We start from the raw sequence: 16,989 nt of genomic DNA, 5'->3' as shown, positions 1-16,989 counted from the left end.
GATCACCGCGCTATAGGCAATTCACCCCAGTCCGTTGTGTAATTTGGAGTTTTACGATCAAAGCGTGCTGCCCATCTTCCACTTCCTGCAGCAGATGCAAGCCGTACCGTATCCCGACCGTACCGCAAATTGAGCCCGTCAAGCGCCGTCATCACATCCGCCGACCGCGCCTGGTGCATGCCCGTATCAAACAAAGTTGCCTGCAACGTTTGGCCGTCGCTTATATCCATGAGAACCACGCCGGCCTTTTTATACCGATAGCCGGCACGAAATATCCGCTTCAATCCCCACAGTGCTGCGCGCGCCAGGATGCGCAGGTCGTCCGATGGTTCCGGTAGAGGCACGGTGAAGGCATTGCTGTACTGAGGGTCATGTTCGGCGAATCGGTCAGTCATGACGAACACTTGCACAGCGCCGCACTTTGAATGCTGCCCACGCAGTTTTTCGGATGCCCTGGCCAGGAACATCGACACCGATTCTTCGACCTCTCGCAACGTCATGACGGTTGAACCGAATGACCGGGACGAGATAATCTGCTGCTTGGGTGGTGCGACTTCCTCAAGCTCGATGCAGGAGACACCGCGCAGCTCATTGCAAGTTCGTTCCATGACCACGCCAAACTGCTCGCGGATGACCTTTGGAGACACTGCGCGCAGTGCTTGTACCGTATCGATACCCATACTGTGCAACCGGGCGGCCGTCCGGCGGCCGACGCCCCATACTTCGCCCACGTCGATACTCGACAGCAGCTCCGACAGCTCGCCGGCGGGCATCACGGTTAAGTCCGCGACACCATTGAACTCGGGGCGCTTCTTCGCCACATGGTTGGCCAGCTTGGCCTTTTTGCAGAACGGTTTTCGTCCACAATGGGGTGGGTGGGTGAATGTTATGCCTTAATAAGCTTCGTATCATGCTCGGACGTATCCACCTCCGACTGAACACGTCGTCCATAACTGAAGTCCATAAGCGCATTATGTTCGTCGTATTATGTTCATGAGTCACCTCGAACATAAATAAACCAGACTTTCGGCGGATTATAAGTCGTTCTACTTTTCGCGGTCCGAACCCCAACAGCATCGCTCGCCGCTGGGCAGGGGGTGCAGCACAAAAGCACTGCTGCACCCCCGCCCATATAGCGTAAATCGCTTCAGTCGCATCAAGGCCTTTCGCGGCATAAACGCTGCGGTAAAGCTGCAGCATTTATTCCACGGTGCCTTGACCCGCCTTTCACTTTAAGATCACCGCACTTCGTGTGGGAAGGGTACGTAATGGGTTTGCGATATGGAGCGATCATGTTATCGATCGGGTCATTGATGTTTCTTGAGAAATCGGCTTGACTGGATCGATGTGCGTCATGAGGTTCAACACGAGCGGCTGCATCATGACTCGATTCCGAGCGTCCAGTGCGATGCAATGCCCTTCCTCGATCGTCAATTGGCCATCGATCTCTAGATGGACATCGACCAGGATCAAGTCTCCCATCTTGCGGGTCCGTAGGTCGTGCCATCCAATTAGGCCCGGTGTGTCGTCGAGCGCGCGCCGGATTTCAACCAGGAATTTCTCATCGACTGCTCGATCTACCAGGTCATGCAAGGCGTCCCGGGCAAAGCCCCATCCCATTCTGACAACCATCAGACCAACGACTAGCGCAGCCACCGGGTCAAGGATGTGGTACCCGAGAAGATTGCCACCAATGCCTGCCGCGACGACGAGCGAGGATGCCGCGTCGGAACGGGCATGCCAGGCGTTCGCGATCAGCATGTTTGATTGAACACGCTTCCCAATCTGGAGCATGTAACGAAACAGGAGTTCCTTTGCCAACAGGGCACCTAGCGCGACCCAGAGCGCAATGATCTTGACCTCCTGGATCAGGTCTGGCTGCTCGACCTTACGAACGGCGCTCCACAGCATGCCGAGCCCGACGGCCAGTAGCAGGACGCCAATCGCCAGTGACGCGGCATTTTCATAACGCTGGTGACCGTAGTGATGGTCGGCGTCGGGGGCCTTCTGGCTCTGGTGATTGGCAAACAGGACAACAAAATCCGCGATCAGGTCCGAAAGGGAATGAAGGCCGTCGGCGATTAATCCCTGTGAGCCTGCGACAATGCCAGCAATGATCTGGATCGTCGAAAGCCAGATGTTAACGAACACGCTCACCATCGTGCTTCGTCTCGCTGCGAGATGCTTGAAGCGCATGTCCAATTCACTGCTGTCGAATTCGTCTGTGGATAGCATTCGGTGTGGCCCTTGAAGTTGTACTCTTTCAGCCTGCCATACGGTCACGACGATAATCTCGCGGATCACTGGACGACGGACTTCGTACTGCGGATATCCCGCGGTCGATCGATTTTGAATTTAGACCGTCGCTTTCGGCCGGTCGACCTCGACCGTGACATGCGATAGCCAACGGAAGTGGCCCAGCCGTGCGTGGTAGAACGCTGCGTCGCGCGCCCCGTTCGTGAACACGGATACGATTGCTCCAATATGGCCTGGGCCGAGACGCCAGACGTGCAGATCGGTCACGCGATCGCCGTCGATTTCAACGAGCTTCCGCACTTTCTCAGTCATTAGCTGATCGGGGGACATATCGAGCAAGATGCCGCCTGTGTCGCGCAACAGGCCATAGGCCCAATTGGCAATGACAAGGGCGCCAACGAGGCCCGCCGCCGGGTCCATCCATACCCATCCGAACTGCCGGCCCAGCACCAGGCCCACAATGACCAGGACAGAGACCGCCGCATCGGCGATCACGTGCACATAGGCAGCGCGCATATTGTTGTCGCGATGAGCCGTTGGATGAGCTGCATCGCCGGTCGCGGCAGTCGCGGAGCCGCCATGCTCATGATGACCATGTTCTTCGAAAGTAAGTTCATACGACGCCGCATCCAGTCTGAGGCAGGCATGGAATTCGTGCGGCTCGGGAATCACATCGACCGATTCCATATAGTCGCCACGGTCGACGAAGGAAAATATCTGCGCCGCCCCATCCGGACGCATGGTTTCCATCATGATCTTAGAAGGGCGGACTGTCCCTTCGAAGCTTACGCGAAATCGCGGCGGGACGTTGTCTTCGAATACATCCACGACGACGACACCAAAAGCGGTATCGAGTAGTTGCGTCTCGCCGCCAGGAATTTCATCATGGTCATGTCCATGACCGTGATCATGACCGTGGTGATCACCGGCCAGTAACCAAGCACTCACCAAGTTCACCAAGAGACCTACGACTGCGATCGGAATAGCCTCGTTGAAGTTGATCGGAACCGGGGATATCAAGCGCGAAATCGCTTCATATCCAATCAGGATGGCAATCATCGCGAGCACGATCGCACTGGTAAATCCAGCCAGATCGCCCAGTTTGCCGGTGCCGAATACGAAGCGCGCATCGGTTGCGTGGCGTCGTGAAAACGTGTACGCGAGCGCGGCGATCAACAACGCCCCAGCGTGGGTCGACATGTGAAGCCCATCGGCGACCAGCGCTACCGAGCCGAACAAGTTGCCGCCGAAAATCTCGGCAATCATCATCACGCCGCACAGCCAGATCACTGTCCATGTCTTGCGTTCATTGTGTGCGTGTCGCGAACCGAGGAATACGTGGTCATGCTCGCGTGGTGCTAAGTGGGTGTGGGCATTCGTCATGGCTTATATGTATTTGGTGATGTTTTTGAACTCGCGAATAGCGTCCGCAGAACCGCGGCCGCCTTTCGTTACCGCGTGTTCGAAGTAGTGGTCGATGTGGTTGTGCACAAGCGCTTTCTTGGTAATCGTGATGGCATTTTCAACGGCATGCAATTGAAAGGAGCTGGGTCCGGCAGTAAGCGTCAACCCATCGCCATGCGCACCACTTTGTACGCAACGAGGCAGATGGCAATAATCAGATAACCACGCAACACTCCCATCCACACCAATTTTTCAACTGTCAGATTCAATGGCTTGAGCTGATCGAGTGGCGGCATGCGCCAGTTCGCACTGTCGGTAATATGCTCGACAAATTCGGCGGTGACTCGCGCTGCCTTGTTCCGCTTTGCCTGAATCAGCTTGACCACCGCTGCGACGACAATAGCGACGGCACTGCCACCCACCAGAATCGCAATGATTGCGTCGCTCGATATGTCAGGGAATAGCACGGCCGAGGTGAGGATGATCGACAGCATCACGAGGATTGCGACAATCGCTGCAGTAAAAATATTGAGCTTGCGGCCGTTCACCCATGGTCCCAATACCTCCTTGTCGTTACACAGAAGCAGCAAAAAAACGGAAGCGCTTGGCAACAACACCCCTGCCAGCGTTTGTACGGCATTGGTCAGAAGCCCTAGCGGCGTACCGGGGATTAGAACCAGTACCGCAGCGATCACGATCAGCGTGAAATACACCGCATAAAATCCGATCGCTTCTTTCGGCTTGCGATGCAGCGAGTGATTCACCGACAGCACATCACCAACGGCGTAAGCAGTCGATAGAGAAACTGCCGAGGCACCAATGATGCAGGCGTCAATCAATGCAATCGCAAACAGCTTAGCAGGCAGTTGCCCGTAGTATTTGGCAATGCCGCTGGCCACCGCCCCGGCATCGGCAAAATTGCCGAACTCCGGTTTGCCGGCAAACGTATGCGCTGCAAATGCCATCATTGCGACGGCGCCAATAATGACCAGGACGATGCCGAAGATAAGATCCCAGCGTTCGTACTTGATGAAGCGCGTCGTGATACGTTTGTCGATTACATAGCTTTGCTGAAAAAATAGCTGCCAAGGTGCGACGGTGGTGCCAACGATACCGATGACCAGCAACATGATGTCGCTCAGTTTGGCACCTTGCGGGTAGGCCGGAATCAGGAAATCGTGCGCCACTTGTCCAAGCGGCGGATGCACCATCACGAAAACGGGAACAAGTAGCAGACTGGCAAACACCAACACCATCGAGAATCGTTCGAAGCGTCGGAAATTACCGGTACTGACTGCCATCATGATCAGTAGTGCTGATACGATTACACCGGGGATTTTTGGCACCCCCAAGAAGCTTAGTCCCAATGAGATACCAATGAATTCGGTGACGATCGTGAGCGCATTGACCAGGAATAAATCGATTACGCTGAAAGCGCCCCAGAAGCGGCCGAACCGTTCCAGAATCAGGCGCGCATGTCCGACGCCACTGACGACGCCCAATCGCAGTACCATTTCCTGATTGATGTACAAGACCGGGATCAACAGCATCAACGTCCACAGGAGCGTGGTCCCGTAATTCTGGCCAGCCTGCGTGTAAGTGCCGAACGCACCCGCATCGTTGTCGCCGACCATCACAATCAGACCTGGTCCGATGATGGCCATCAATGTCTTGAAGCGTGCCATCCAGCTGGTACGACGACCCGTGTCGTTTTGGGCGACGGTGCCGAAGGCACCGCGAATGTCCCCGACGTGGGCACTATCCAATACCGCGGTTTGGTCCGGTGCTCGGGAATGTAAAACGCGTGTTTCCATTTTTTACTCCTGGTTTGCAGGCCAGTCTTTACACTGCCCTAACAACTTTAAAGTGGTGAAGTCGAGGTCACTCGACTTCACCGTGTATAGGTATTAAATTTCGACGTGGAGTCGCATAGCGAAGATGTTCACTGGGCCACGATCGGTGTTGTACGCCGGGTTGCTAATGCGTTGGAAGTCCGCTGCGAGGCTCACGTGGGACGACAGGGCGACGTTGTAATAGGCTTCGAGCAATCGCTCCGGGCGGTAATTTGGCAGTTGGCCGTCGCCGATGAAGGCCCCCAGGCCGCCGGCAGCAAGGTAGCTACGGTGCGCTTTCGAGATACCGTTTTGCGCAGCAGCGATGCCAATCGTATCTTTCTCGCGCCCCCACAGGGCCCCTTTGATCGATACGCCACCAGACACAGAACTGTCCGCCTCGGCAAACTGATAGGTTTCTGTCTTGCCGTCGTTGAATCCGGCTCGTCCAAAGACGCCGATGTTGTCGCTCACGCTTTGTTCGACATTGAGCCCTGCGCCGGTCTTGTTTTGATCCCGGCGGACATTGGCAACATCCGGCGTTGCGCCACCATTTGCGCTCTGATACGCAAGCGCGTCATCGAAACTACCCATCATCGCGTGATTGCGGAAGGCCAACAGGCGCACCTTGCCCGGCTGGCCAAACAACTCGTGGCTACGCTCGATTTCAATTTGGGTTGCGCCGTGACGGGTGAGGCTGTGCTCGAGGTACAAACCATTGGAGTCTTTCGGCTGGGTGAACTGGCCAATCCGAAACGCCCAGTTATCCTTGTAATACTCCAGCGCAGCACCCCAAGTGTAGCCGCGTGCATCCGCGGCAAAATCTGAAGCGAGATTGGTAAATAATGCCCAGTTCAAAAACTGCGTCCGCGCATCGTGGGCGTACATGTTGTTGTCAAAAATATCGGGTGTCGAAAAGTTGCCGACGGTCAGCACAACGCGATCATGATCAACCGTGCCGGCCAGCTGATTGGCACCCGATTCGAGTTGGATCTTCTCGCCACCGAGATTCCAGGTTTGCCGAGCGAACAGACGTGCACGATAAAACGTCGGCGTCGTCTGACCCGATTTCTGGTTCTCGTTATTGTTGAAGCCACCGAGGCCGTGCAGGCCAGAGAACTGACTCGACTGGATCATCTCAGGGTTGAAATAGATTTCGGTATTGGCGAAAGGACGAAATCCCAGAAACGCGGTTACTGTCCACGTGTAGGCTTTCTCGTGAACCGGCAGCAAACTGTTCGTGCCGACATACGGTGACCTGAACGAGCCATGTTCTGCGACTACCCACGTCGATTGTGCGTGTGCATTGAATTTCTCTGGTGCTTCAATGAGGTCTGCTTTCGTTGCTGCAGCGGCGTCGACATTCGACACGGTGGCATTCGCCGCAACGTCGGCTGTCTCTTCCGCATGTCCCGAGAGTGGGAGAACCAGCAGCAGCATGGCCGCTGCGGCAAACAGCGTTAATTGGAGATGCTGTTTGCCGGGATGCTGTAACGCCGCTTTTAACGAGGAGGAAACGAAGTGTCCTATTGCACAGAACAAATCGCGGATCGACGGCAATGAAAACGCAGTAAAGCGATCTTCTGATGCGTCGTAGTGGTACTGCGAAACCAGGTTGCCGTACAGGCTGGTGGGTTGAATATTGTGGTGCATTGGTATTACTCCCTTTCAAGGTCGCACGCAGCCGGCTGCCCAGGACAGAAAATCCGGCAGAAAGCGTGCGGCAACGTCACGGCGCAAACGTGCTAAAGCACGGCAAGGCCGTTCGATTGCGATCTAGTTTTTTGGAAGGGCGCTACAAAGAAAACGCTGGTGTTAGACCAGAGTTGGATCGCGTGCGCACTGCCTCGTCATGAGTGTCGAGACAGTGGACGCTGAAAAATCAGGGGAGTCCGATAAGGTGTCTCAACAGCTCGATGTGGTGTAGTCGATTGGTCGCCTACAACTGCCTGAGTCCATTTCGGCCTCCATTCAATAATAACGAGGCGTATAGTCAAGGAAATTTTCTGGAAAGTAAAGAAAAAAAGCTATTTTTTTAATTTATTTTGATGATAGGTAAAAAGCTTTGTCCAACTATCCCTTGGGTGCATGTGTGCCTATACGACTGTCGTGATAGCAGAAAGGCATAAGGCGCTGCTTTTTTCCATAAATTGCCGATTTATGGATACATCTTTGCCAATTAATGAATCCCAATTCTTGGCAAACCGCGCTACAGCTAAGGTAAGTTTGTCAATAATTGCGTCTCGCTACATCCGCTACGCATGATTTATCGGCCTTGCCCGATCACGATGATCCAAATAAGAACCCGACTTCTCTAGTTGAAGCACTTGGCGGAGCACTGATTACGGCGTCAAGCAGCGAACGGTCTCCAATAAAGACGACTTGCTGCTTGGCTCGTGTCAACGCTGTGTACAGCATCGTACGGTCAAGCAGCTTCGATTTCATGATAGGTACGATCACCCGAGTGAACTGGCTTCCTTGGGCTTTGTGCGTCGTGACTGCGTATGCAAGCGATAGCTTGTAAAGGTCAGCAACCGGTACCAGGTGGCGACCGTCTTTTCCTTCGAACTGGCAGATTAGTCCATGATTGGATGAGTCACTGCTAATAGCAACAACGACCCCGAACGTGCCGTTATACAAGTCAGCTTCCTCGTCATTCTCAAGATACATGACCGGATCGCCAACGGCGAAATTTTCCCCGTAAAGCGGCTGACGGTTGGCGCGATCATTATTCCGATGATGGAAGAAGTTGTTCAGGGTGATGGTTCCACCTTGTTTGCTTTTCACAATGCCGACGATCTGAGCGTTGGACGGGCCGCCAAGCGTTTCGCAGATCTCGTAGATTGTTTCCTTTATCTGATCCGGTTCGCATGGCACGAATGAAACGCCGTCTTTCAGACCCTCATAATGGGAGAGAGAAGGCAAGCGGCCATGGCGGATGTTATCAGCGATTGTCGGTATTCCAGTCGCGGCGGCTTGGCGATGAACGATGGTCAGCTCGACGTTTTTCACGACGCTCTGCTCACTAGCCAGAACGTGGAAGGTAAGGCCGAATTCGATTGGAGGTAGCTGGCCCGGATCGCCCACGAGCAACAGCCTGGCACCTTTCGGCATGGCACGCACAATCCGGTACATCGTGGATAAGCCGATCATGCTGGCTTCATCGACAATGATGAGATCATCCGGCTGCAGAATGATCTTTTCTCGCCGTATATCATTCAGGAATTTCGCTATAGTCATTGCCGGACGACCAGTCGCTTCCTTCATCCGCTCTTTTGCCCTGCCAGCCAGCGCCATCTGGTGGATGACTCCACCGGCACCTTCGATCATGTCGTGCACCACGCACATCACGGACGTTTTACCAGTGCCAGCGCCACCTTTGAGCACCAGAGCTTGGTTTTCGATCATCGTGATGACGGCTTCCCGCTGCTGGGGCGTCAGCGGATGATGGGATGATTCGTATTGGTCGAAGATCCGCTGCAAATATTCCCCGTCATCCAGCGACCGGAGCAATTCCTGCCATACCGCTTGCCGTGGCTTGCCATTGATATCAAAGAGATCCTGCTGGTCCGGGGCTTCGCCAACGCTCATTTTCTTGAAGCGAGCCGCCAGATATTCTTCCATCTCTTCGACTGGCTTTGTGCGATATCCGGTTTTACGGCTGCCGACGATAGCGCCTACAGCAAGCGCTTCTTCGATGGCTTTTTCGCCAGTCTGTACGCCAGCTTGACCCCATTTCGGACGGCCGAATGTGACAGTATTCAGAAGGTTGATGACACGGGTACGCAATGCGACATGCTTGGTCAGGGTATGTTTTTCATCGAGACGGCGATAGAGGGCAGCTTCGACTGCGCCGACCAGCCGGCGCTCGTCGCGACCGTCGATGCCAAGGCTGTATGCAACGCGCTCGACCCTGTTCCAGCTGACAAGCGCCAGGAGGAAGTACGGGTTGGCGCGAACCACGTCCATCGCGCTTGCACCCCAGACGCGGAAAATTTTCTCGGCAATCGAAATCGGCAGCCCAAGTCCATCGAGTTCAATGACGATGCGAGTCTCAGCCATCCGATCATGCCAGTCCTCGATCAATTGCTCTGCCACGTCGCGGTTCGACATCACGTCGAGCAGGCTGTTAAGGTCTCGGCGGTCAAGAACGTAAACGAGATTTTCGCCACGTTCATCGAAGTGATTGAACAGTTTCTGAGCGGTCTGCTGACCGATCCGATCGAAGTGCGTCTTCAGGTAGCGAACAAGAAGCTTGCCATGGGTAGGTTTTTGCAGTTCCGCCGACGATGCGCCTATTTGAAGGCCGCCGTTGTATTCTTCCCAGACGCCTTGAATCCGCCATACCTCTCCGGGCTGGCATTTGCGCCGAATAATGGCGTTCCGGCTTGCACGCACCCGATACAGCACACCATCTTCATCGTGACTACTGATGATCTGGCCGCGAAACGGGTGATACCACAGTACGTTCAGGATGCTCAGGGTGCATGTCGTCTCTTGATCGACGATACCAATTTTCGGCGGAATGTCGCGTTTCACTCGTCACTCCCTGCGAAGCTGATGGTCAAGCCTGGAAGATTGCGACCGGTTTCAATTTGAATCCGCCGGATTTCAGCATACTGGTCAAGCTGCTTGTTCTTTTGCTTTACTTCCTTTTGTGTCGCCTTCAGTTCGGCGCTTACTTGCAATAACCGTGAAGCCAGCTTGTCCTTTTCCGCTTTTACCCGCTCCAGTTCCGTTTTGGACGCCGTTTGAGGCGGCTTTCTGGCTCCGTCTGGCGAAACTATCCCTAAGGCGCTCTCGAACTCCTTCAAAGACTTCCTTGCTCTTTCCGTTTTCAGCGCACTGCGGTCATAGATTCCCAAATGACGGGCAAGCCAAGTACGGTTGATTGTTCCCTCGTTATTGTTCAGCTTGATATTGGAAGGATCTGGGTTGCCATCGCCATCCAACTTGAGCGAACCATCAGGGTTGTAATGGCTGGAAATCCATTCCTCCAACTTCCTGAAGTTTTCATCGCCTTTGCTCATGGTGGATGATCCCCTTATTTGCTCTTGTCAGTAAGATGCCTGGCCAGAATGCTCGTTACCTGGGGTAAGGCATTGGGGGCATACGCCTGAACCGCTTTCAACATCTTTTCCATCGTTTCGGCTATCTCATCAATGCGACCGTTCAGCCGCTCGATCTCTGCATTCAACTCGCGAGCTTCTCTGCGCTTGTCAACGGGTGGCGGCGAATCGATTGTCGCCGAGTGCGCTGCCCACCGCTTCTCGGCTTCCTCGACCAAATCGAGGGCATGGTCATAGAGCGTTTGGGTGCTTATGCCAGCCCTTTTTGCAATGTCTCGGCGCGATAGCAATACGTCCTCATCCGCCATGGCATTCAAAGCGGCCAGGACATTCGGACGAATCATGGTACTTGGCGTTCTTCGCCTCTTTTCTGGCGCTAGTGAACCTTTGCCTGCCTTGCTGCTCATGATGCTCTCCCTTCATCTGACCTCGGACGCTTCAACTCACGGTAATGCGATTCGCCGCTTTTATAGGCCTGAACGCTTACTTTGACTTCTCCAAGCTTTCCAGCTTTTTCCAACAATTTATTCCGTTGATCTGCAGCCTCCTGCCAAGCCTGCATCGCCTTTTTGATACCTGCGATTTCTGCATCCAATGCTTCAAGCGCCGTTTCCGCTTTGTAGGCACCGTCATAAGCAAGCTGTTGAACCTTTGCGCGATGCAATTCCTGAATGGCGAGTTCCTTCTGAAGTTCTTCGCGCTCCGTTTCGCTACCAGTCAGGTGCAGATGCTTACAGTTCTTGAAACATTTATTGTGCTTCGGGCAGGATTGTCCAGTCCACTCGTTTGTGCAAGCTCCGTAGCGGGTCACAAGGACTTGTCCAACTTGCTCGTCAAGGAATTCCTCGGCTTTCACCGGACTTATTTGACGCAGCTTGTGGTATGCACGGGTTACAGACCCGGTAATCAGGCTCCGCCGAACAGCCTCTTTCACGGTTTTGACGCGCTCCGCTTGCGCTTCTTTCTTCAGCCTCTGGATGTTTGATGCCTGAATGATTTGTATATCGCTACCTTGCTGGTAGTTGACGTTCTGTGACGGCGTTCTTCCCATGGCAAGCGCCTGTTGCAGTTGCGTGAGACCCGCTTCGTCCAGATCTTTATTGCGGTCGTGCCTGCCTTGGTGGCTTTCAAGTTTGATTGGGCTGCCGTCCGGCATAGTCAAATTCCGGCGACTAAAAACGGATAGCTTTGGATTGCCAAGCTGATTCCGTATGTCATCGTACTTCAATCGCTTGGGCAGGAACGGCATGTAGGTCCTAGCTGGTGCCCATGAAGCTCGTTGATCATCAAATACCACGATTAAGAACTCATGCAGCTTTGCGATGGGCTTTCTGGAGTCTGCCAAGATAACGTCAAGGTTCAAATGCTTCAGGAAATACTCTTCGAAATCACGGACACGGTATTTGAAAGCATGGAGACCTCGACCAAGGCTCCAGGAAGGGTCCTCGAAGCTGTTTGCTCCAGTTGGTTGTATAACTGGATTGATTCCCCAGCGAGTAAGGATCTTGCGTTGGTCAGCGCTGCAGAATTGCTGCGCTTCAGGATCATAGTCAGATCCAGCAATCAAGGTATTCCTCACCTTGAACTCCCATTTCATCCAACAACCGATGTCTTCCAGAGTCACGAGATCGTCAGGATCATGGTATCCATCGTTTCCATGCTTTGGGAGCGGGAAGCGCCCAGGCATACTTGCCAGCAGCATCGCTCGCTCTCGCGCTGGAGCGCACAGGCGCTCCAATTCCACAACGGCTTGCTCAACTATGGAGCCGGCCGCAGTATCAAGCGGCTTGATTGAAACGCCATCATGGAACCCTTTCTCCGGGAAGTAACGCACTCCATAGTTTTCGCCGGATTTGCTGACTTCTCTTGAAAGTCTGACGACGGCATGGCTTCGATCTTTATAGTGTAAGGATGAAGCAAGCCGCAAAGTCTCTCCAATACGGCCGCCCCATGCGAAGTGCAGTCTCAGCACTTCCATAAGAACGAGCTCACCATCGTCCTGTGGATTGTTGATGCAGTGGTAAAGCGCGTCCCTTGCGAACGATTCGATAGTCCTATCTCGACGTACTGGTGGCGGCTGTTTCAAGGGATTGTCGAAGCGAATTTTCGCATCGGATAGTCCAAGGTCATCAATCTTGTCGGCGATAAGAGTCAGTTCGCGCGCCGTTTCGAAAGCCTCGTTTTTGTTGGAAATGCTTTCGGCGATTTTTCCGGCTGCTCTCTCGAAGTGGATCGGCAGGAGATCATGTACGTCCTTGGCAGGAGTTCCTAAGATTCCTTCATTCAACCAACGAATGCCGAGAATAATGTCCCGTAATCGGTTGAAGGTTTTCGCTTCTTCACATAGCCATAGTGCTGTGATCACCTTGGCAAGCTGCTCCACCCAAGGCAATAGATAGGCAGATGGTTTAGGCTTGCCTCGACCTTCGCCTGGCCGAAGGAATAGGGCCTGTTTGTCGCCTTGGGCTGAGCCACCTTTGCACAAGGGAATTACTGGCCATTTTTTGTCTCTCCAGAAGATCGCAATGGGGACGCCTTGCTGCCTTGCTGTTTTGATGCGTGCGGCCAGCATCATCCGTGCTTGCTTTGTCACCCGCGCGTAGTTTTTTTTCGCCACTGATTGTTTCATGCCTGACTCTCTTCGATCACTTGAATGATTGCTGACACCTCGGCAATCAATTCCTGATTGGAGATAGCCATCCTGGTAGGTTCGGCTTCCTCACCTACTTCCTCAAGGTATTCGACTGCTTCTCCCTTCAGGGCGTCCAGAACCTTCTCGTGAACGGCAATGTCATCAAATGGCTGGAATGCCGGGCATCCGCCATAGCAGGAGTAAACAGGTTCATTCTCGCAAGGCCCCATGCCTTTTCTCTTTCGGTCACAGGCACCGATTCCGCTTACTAGCGTATGCCCGACCACTCCACTGATCACGTCCGTCTCGGGAGTAATATTCTCTTTTTTAATCCAGATCACGCCAGCCAGCTTTTTCATTCTCCGCTGGTATCCGTCGCTTTTTGCAAGAGCCATGTCCTGCACCTCACTCAGTTTTAGGGAGGCGTGCACATAAAACTGGACGTTCTTTATGCTTTCGTGGTCCAACGTGTCTGCTATCACTTGAGCAGGGTAGCCGGCATCGGCGAGGCGTTGAGCTACATTGGCACGTAAATCCTTTGCGCTACGGTTGACGCCAAGTTGCTTCTTAAGGAAGTTTTCAATGCTGGCGGTGCAGTCCTGCTCATTGGGTCTGTCGCCGGACAATACCGTTTGTGTGCAGTCGGAAATAAGGAGTGGTTTGGCTCTGCCCTTTGGTATCGTCAAGATACCTAAAGCTTCAGCTTCGCGCTTTAGTGCAATGAGCGCCTCGATCTTCTGTCCAAGACCAATCTCCTCTGGGAACTTGCGGCGCTTTGCCTGCTTAATGACTTTTGGTTTGCCACCATTTCCGCTTTGCTTGACCGTTGTCGTTGAACGCTTCTTGCGGGAAGGGATCTCAATAGAATAAAAGAGATCTCCGTCAGGATCATATCTGACGAAGTTTTCTTCATCGATTCCGACAAGCTGCGCTGGTCTTGCGCCAAGCGCAAAAGAAAGGTGTGTCAATATTTTGGAGCGAAGCTGGATCAGATGGTTCCGCACAATGTACTTGCGCAAAGCTGGTATAACATCGCCTGCAGGGTAGTAGACTTGTGCCTTGTAGCCGGTAACTGAAGCGATGCGTTCATCCTTCGGTATATCGATAGCGGGCACCTTTAGGTTTACCAGCATAGCTCTATAGTCCTTGAGGACGGAGTGCATGTAGGTATTGTCAGCTTTCGCAGCACGTGGAACCATCGGCCACCTTCCAAACCAGTGAGCGACTTCTTCAAGCGTATGTGGTGTATTTGGATCAGTCAGTGCTGGCAATTTGACCGATGATGGCTGGTACACGACCCCATTACGAATAGCAATATCCTCATCCAGTGTCAGCACATGCTTTCGTTGCTTGACACCAGCGTAATAGACGAATTCGTCTGATTTTGATGTGGTAGCCTTGCGGATCGACCAAGCAATCGATTCGTCAAATCCGGGCTTGCCATTGTTTGCCGCCCACAAATAGAACTCTTTGAAGGCATAGAAATTGTCATATTTGGTGCGAAGCCCGGCAAGGATTGCCAAGACCCTGTCCTGTGACCAAGGATATGCGGTGGGGTCCTTCAACCGGTCTTGGATTTCAATCAATTCCAATGCAACGTTGGCAGCCGAGGTATAGGCAAGCCTTTGAATCTTGTAAAACGTGAATTCCTTTATCAGCTCTTTCAGCGGACTTATCAGGTGCAGTTTGTCCCAATAAATATATGGCATGCCCTTGCGCCATATCCAGGTCTCGGTTGAAGTATCAACGCGCAGCGGGTCTATATCTGGGTTCGGCCGTTTCCCAACGATTGCAACGCCTGGATTGTTGAACTTGTAGTGGAGATGCAGCGGTGCAACGTAGTCCCTGATAACGTCATCGAACAGGTCCGCTGCAATGTCCTGCATTACAACGGTATTGCCGTCTATTCCAAACAGAATCTCATCATTCGCTGCGCAGGCATTACTTGCCATGTTTTACTCCCTGTTGCGCTTCGCGGTGTTCCCGCTTCAGCCGTTCAACGTTCACGTCATCCGACTTCTTCCTGTGCCACTTTGCTGCGTACAGCGCAGGCATTTCAGACTTGGATGACCAACCGCATACTCTCCGCAGGTTGTCGACGGCAAGCGTCACATCTTCGCCCCTGATGTCAATTGCCTCTTCCAGGTATTCGTTGCAGAACGTATTCCGGAGGATGTGCGGATGGAGTTCGATATCCACGTCATGGAAAGCCGCATCCTTGTACTCTTTCAGCATCTTGTTGATGCTGTCTAGTGACAAGGGAGTGCCACCCTGTGTGCTGATTAGGAAGAACGGATGCGAGGGCTTGCTTTTCGTAACCTTACCGCTCGCATCCTTCTTGTACACCCAGCGATATTTGTCCTTGTACTTCTTGACCATCTCGGATTCTGCCTCTGTTAAGGCGATTTCTCTTTCCTCAGTCTTGATCTTTGGGAGTGGTTTACGCCGATCTTCGGGAATCGGATTCCTTCTGACGACTTTCCATTTGTTGCCGAACCTGAAATCCGGTGCGTCTTCCGTGTAGGAGCAAAGAATCTCGGCACGGCGCATTCCGGTTGCAAGAAGCAGCTTGATGATCATCCAATTCCGATATCGGGTTACCTCGCCCTTGAACGGGTTGAGTGGAGAAGCAGGATCTGCAACGCTCAATAACTTGCGCTTCTGGTTCCTGTCCAAACCTTTCGTGTGCTTTGGCTTTTTGGCTTTGATTTGGAAGTTTCGGAATACAGCTTCCAGACGGCTTTTTACATCATCGAACGTTTTTTCAACGTCCCGGAAATGACGGTTTTCGGGTATGAAGGTCAGTGCGGACCAGGCCAAGTATTCTTTGACGAAGTGCAGGTACGTGCTGAACGTGCCGTGAGCAAGGATGTCGTCGTCTTCCTCCGCCATACCGATACGGGCTACGACGTTGGTCGGCAGCTTCCGTCCAAGACGCAGCCAAGAAGCAAAGCCAACTATCTGGTCTGCCGTCATCGTTTTGCCACTCAGCAGTTGAGTTTCAAGATCGATGTCTGCGATGCAGTAGCAATAGGTATAGAGATCCTTGAGCACACGACACATGACCGAACATGATCCGTCAGTATATTTCTGCTGCCCTGTTAGAGTCATGTACTGAAATGGAAGGCGAACTGGCGCGTATGGCTGTTCGTGAAAGAGCAGATGGAAGCGCCCCCCATCTCGCTTAGTTATTGACCTGACCTCAAAACCCATTTTCCGTCTCCGTGACAGTATGGACGCGTATTGACACTATAAATACATTATAGATAGTGTTAATAGCGACCGCGTAAACAGGAACGACTCTTGTTGACGCCTATCAAAAGCGGGTTCTTATGGATTAGAAAAACGGTTCTACGAAATTGCAAGGGTTTTGGAATCCCCCGCGCCATAGCATACAGGCAGGCATACATCCCGCCAGATCCTCGACCGCACCGCTTGTCCCATCGCCGAAAAGCTAGGCCACAGCCCCTCCAATCCATTGAGCGAAAAAAAAGACTCGTCAATACTGTAAACCTCGATGCTCGGGCTGTATTCCCGCAGGACTGACACCAGCCTATTCGACATATCGCTGTATAACGCATAGTTGGACGACAAGGCCACGATGCCGTGCTGTCGGGCCAGGCCGCGCAACTGAAACCACGGGACACCCATCCCAACGAAATGTGGAATGCATCAAATTCCACATTTCCCTGTGGCTGCCGAGGGCTCTCATTGAGACTTTGTTCGAGAACTAAAGAATTGTTAGATGTTTATTTTTACCTATCGCCACCACAAATCGTGCACTAATCTGTACTAC

Annotated in this window: 12 protein-coding genes; all 12 read right to left on the bottom strand. The window is 53.0% G+C overall.

The window, feature by feature from the left end:
* Positions 1 to 2: 2 nt before the first annotated feature.
* The 12 genes from RV1423_RS23465 to RV1423_RS23405 all read right to left on the bottom strand — a co-directional run bounded on the left by RV1423_RS23465 (position 3) and on the right by RV1423_RS23405 (position 16,844).
* Positions 3 to 821 carry a DUF4113 domain-containing protein gene (locus tag RV1423_RS23465; protein WP_051516889.1) on the bottom strand — a complete coding sequence of 273 codons (819 nt, stop codon included), beginning with the start codon at positions 819 to 821 and terminating at the stop codon, positions 3 to 5.
* A 469-nt stretch (positions 822 to 1,290) separates the two neighbouring features.
* The gene (locus RV1423_RS23460) at positions 1,291 to 2,196 is read right to left on the bottom strand and encodes a cation diffusion facilitator family transporter (RefSeq protein ID WP_231502492.1); all 906 of its coding nucleotides are present in this window, start codon (positions 2,194 to 2,196) and stop codon (positions 1,291 to 1,293) included.
* Positions 2,197 to 2,355: 159 nt separating this feature from the next.
* Positions 2,356 to 3,639 carry a CDF family Co(II)/Ni(II) efflux transporter DmeF gene (dmeF, locus tag RV1423_RS23455; protein WP_034302173.1) on the bottom strand — a complete coding sequence of 428 codons (1,284 nt, stop codon included), beginning with the start codon at positions 3,637 to 3,639 and terminating at the stop codon, positions 2,356 to 2,358.
* Positions 3,640 to 3,821: 182 nt separating this feature from the next.
* Entirely contained in the window at positions 3,822 to 5,474 is a 1,653-nt protein-coding gene (locus RV1423_RS23445; protein ID WP_034302167.1) for an Nramp family divalent metal transporter, read from the bottom strand.
* A 93-nt stretch (positions 5,475 to 5,567) separates the two neighbouring features.
* Positions 5,568 to 7,145, bottom strand: a complete 1,578-nt coding sequence (locus tag RV1423_RS23440) for a carbohydrate porin (protein ID WP_155835236.1) — start codon at positions 7,143 to 7,145, stop codon at positions 5,568 to 5,570.
* Between the two features lie 630 nt (positions 7,146 to 7,775).
* Positions 7,776 to 10,031 (bottom strand): AAA family ATPase, encoded by a 2,256-nt coding sequence (locus RV1423_RS23435; RefSeq protein ID WP_051516888.1) that lies wholly within the window; start codon positions 10,029 to 10,031, stop codon positions 7,776 to 7,778.
* On the bottom strand, positions 10,028 to 10,522 hold the full coding sequence (locus RV1423_RS23430) for a hypothetical protein (protein WP_034302164.1): 495 nt from the start codon (positions 10,520 to 10,522) through the stop codon (positions 10,028 to 10,030). The genes RV1423_RS23435 and RV1423_RS23430 overlap by 4 nt, the downstream gene beginning before the upstream one ends.
* 14 nt (positions 10,523 to 10,536) lie before the next feature.
* Positions 10,537 to 10,968: a hypothetical protein gene (locus tag RV1423_RS23425; RefSeq protein WP_155835235.1), complete on the bottom strand. Its 432-nt coding sequence runs from the start codon at positions 10,966 to 10,968 to the stop codon at positions 10,537 to 10,539.
* Entirely contained in the window at positions 10,965 to 13,190 is a 2,226-nt protein-coding gene (locus RV1423_RS23420) for a hypothetical protein (protein WP_034302159.1), read from the bottom strand. Before RV1423_RS23420 ends, RV1423_RS23425 begins: the two co-directional genes overlap by 4 nt.
* Positions 13,187 to 15,145, bottom strand: a complete 1,959-nt coding sequence (locus RV1423_RS23415; RefSeq protein WP_081768972.1) for a tyrosine-type recombinase/integrase — start codon at positions 15,143 to 15,145, stop codon at positions 13,187 to 13,189. Before RV1423_RS23415 ends, RV1423_RS23420 begins: the two co-directional genes overlap by 4 nt.
* Positions 15,135 to 16,406, bottom strand: a complete 1,272-nt coding sequence (locus RV1423_RS23410) for a site-specific integrase (protein WP_034302153.1) — start codon at positions 16,404 to 16,406, stop codon at positions 15,135 to 15,137. The genes RV1423_RS23415 and RV1423_RS23410 overlap by 11 nt, the downstream gene beginning before the upstream one ends.
* A 138-nt stretch (positions 16,407 to 16,544) precedes the next feature.
* On the bottom strand, positions 16,545 to 16,844 hold the full coding sequence (locus tag RV1423_RS23405) for a hypothetical protein (RefSeq protein ID WP_034302151.1): 300 nt from the start codon (positions 16,842 to 16,844) through the stop codon (positions 16,545 to 16,547).
* Positions 16,845 to 16,989: the final 145 nt, after the last annotated feature.

Origin of the sequence: Herbaspirillum sp. RV1423, assembly GCF_000577615.1 — a bacterium.
Classification (GTDB): Bacteria; Pseudomonadota; Gammaproteobacteria; order Burkholderiales; family Burkholderiaceae_D; genus Herbaspirillum.
The sequence above is the reverse complement of the archived record's forward strand: the minus strand, read 5'-3'. Positions and strand labels throughout refer to the sequence as shown.

What these genes read in the sequence shown, in the direction of transcription:
- RV1423_RS23430 (WP_034302164.1), bottom strand. Translation starts at nt 10,522, where the DNA reads ATGAGCAAAGGCGATGAAAACTTCAGGAAGTTGGAGGAATGGATTTCC.
- RV1423_RS23410 (WP_034302153.1), bottom strand. Translation starts at nt 16,406, where the DNA reads ATGGGTTTTGAGGTCAGGTCAATAACTAAGCGAGATGGGGGGCGCTTC.
- RV1423_RS23440 (WP_155835236.1), bottom strand. Translation starts at nt 7,145, where the DNA reads ATGCACCACAATATTCAACCCACCAGCCTGTACGGCAACCTGGTTTCG.
- RV1423_RS23405 (WP_034302151.1), bottom strand. Translation starts at nt 16,844, where the DNA reads ATGGGTGTCCCGTGGTTTCAGTTGCGCGGCCTGGCCCGACAGCACGGC.
- RV1423_RS23460 (WP_231502492.1), bottom strand. Translation starts at nt 2,196, where the DNA reads ATGCGCTTCAAGCATCTCGCAGCGAGACGAAGCACGATGGTGAGCGTG.
- RV1423_RS23425 (WP_155835235.1), bottom strand. Translation starts at nt 10,968, where the DNA reads ATGAGCAGCAAGGCAGGCAAAGGTTCACTAGCGCCAGAAAAGAGGCGA.
- RV1423_RS23445 (WP_034302167.1), bottom strand. Translation starts at nt 5,474, where the DNA reads ATGGAAACACGCGTTTTACATTCCCGAGCACCGGACCAAACCGCGGTA.
- RV1423_RS23420 (WP_034302159.1), bottom strand. Translation starts at nt 13,190, where the DNA reads ATGAAACAATCAGTGGCGAAAAAAAACTACGCGCGGGTGACAAAGCAA.
- RV1423_RS23415 (WP_081768972.1), bottom strand. Translation starts at nt 15,145, where the DNA reads ATGGCAAGTAATGCCTGCGCAGCGAATGATGAGATTCTGTTTGGAATA.
- dmeF (WP_034302173.1), bottom strand. Translation starts at nt 3,639, where the DNA reads ATGACGAATGCCCACACCCACTTAGCACCACGCGAGCATGACCACGTA.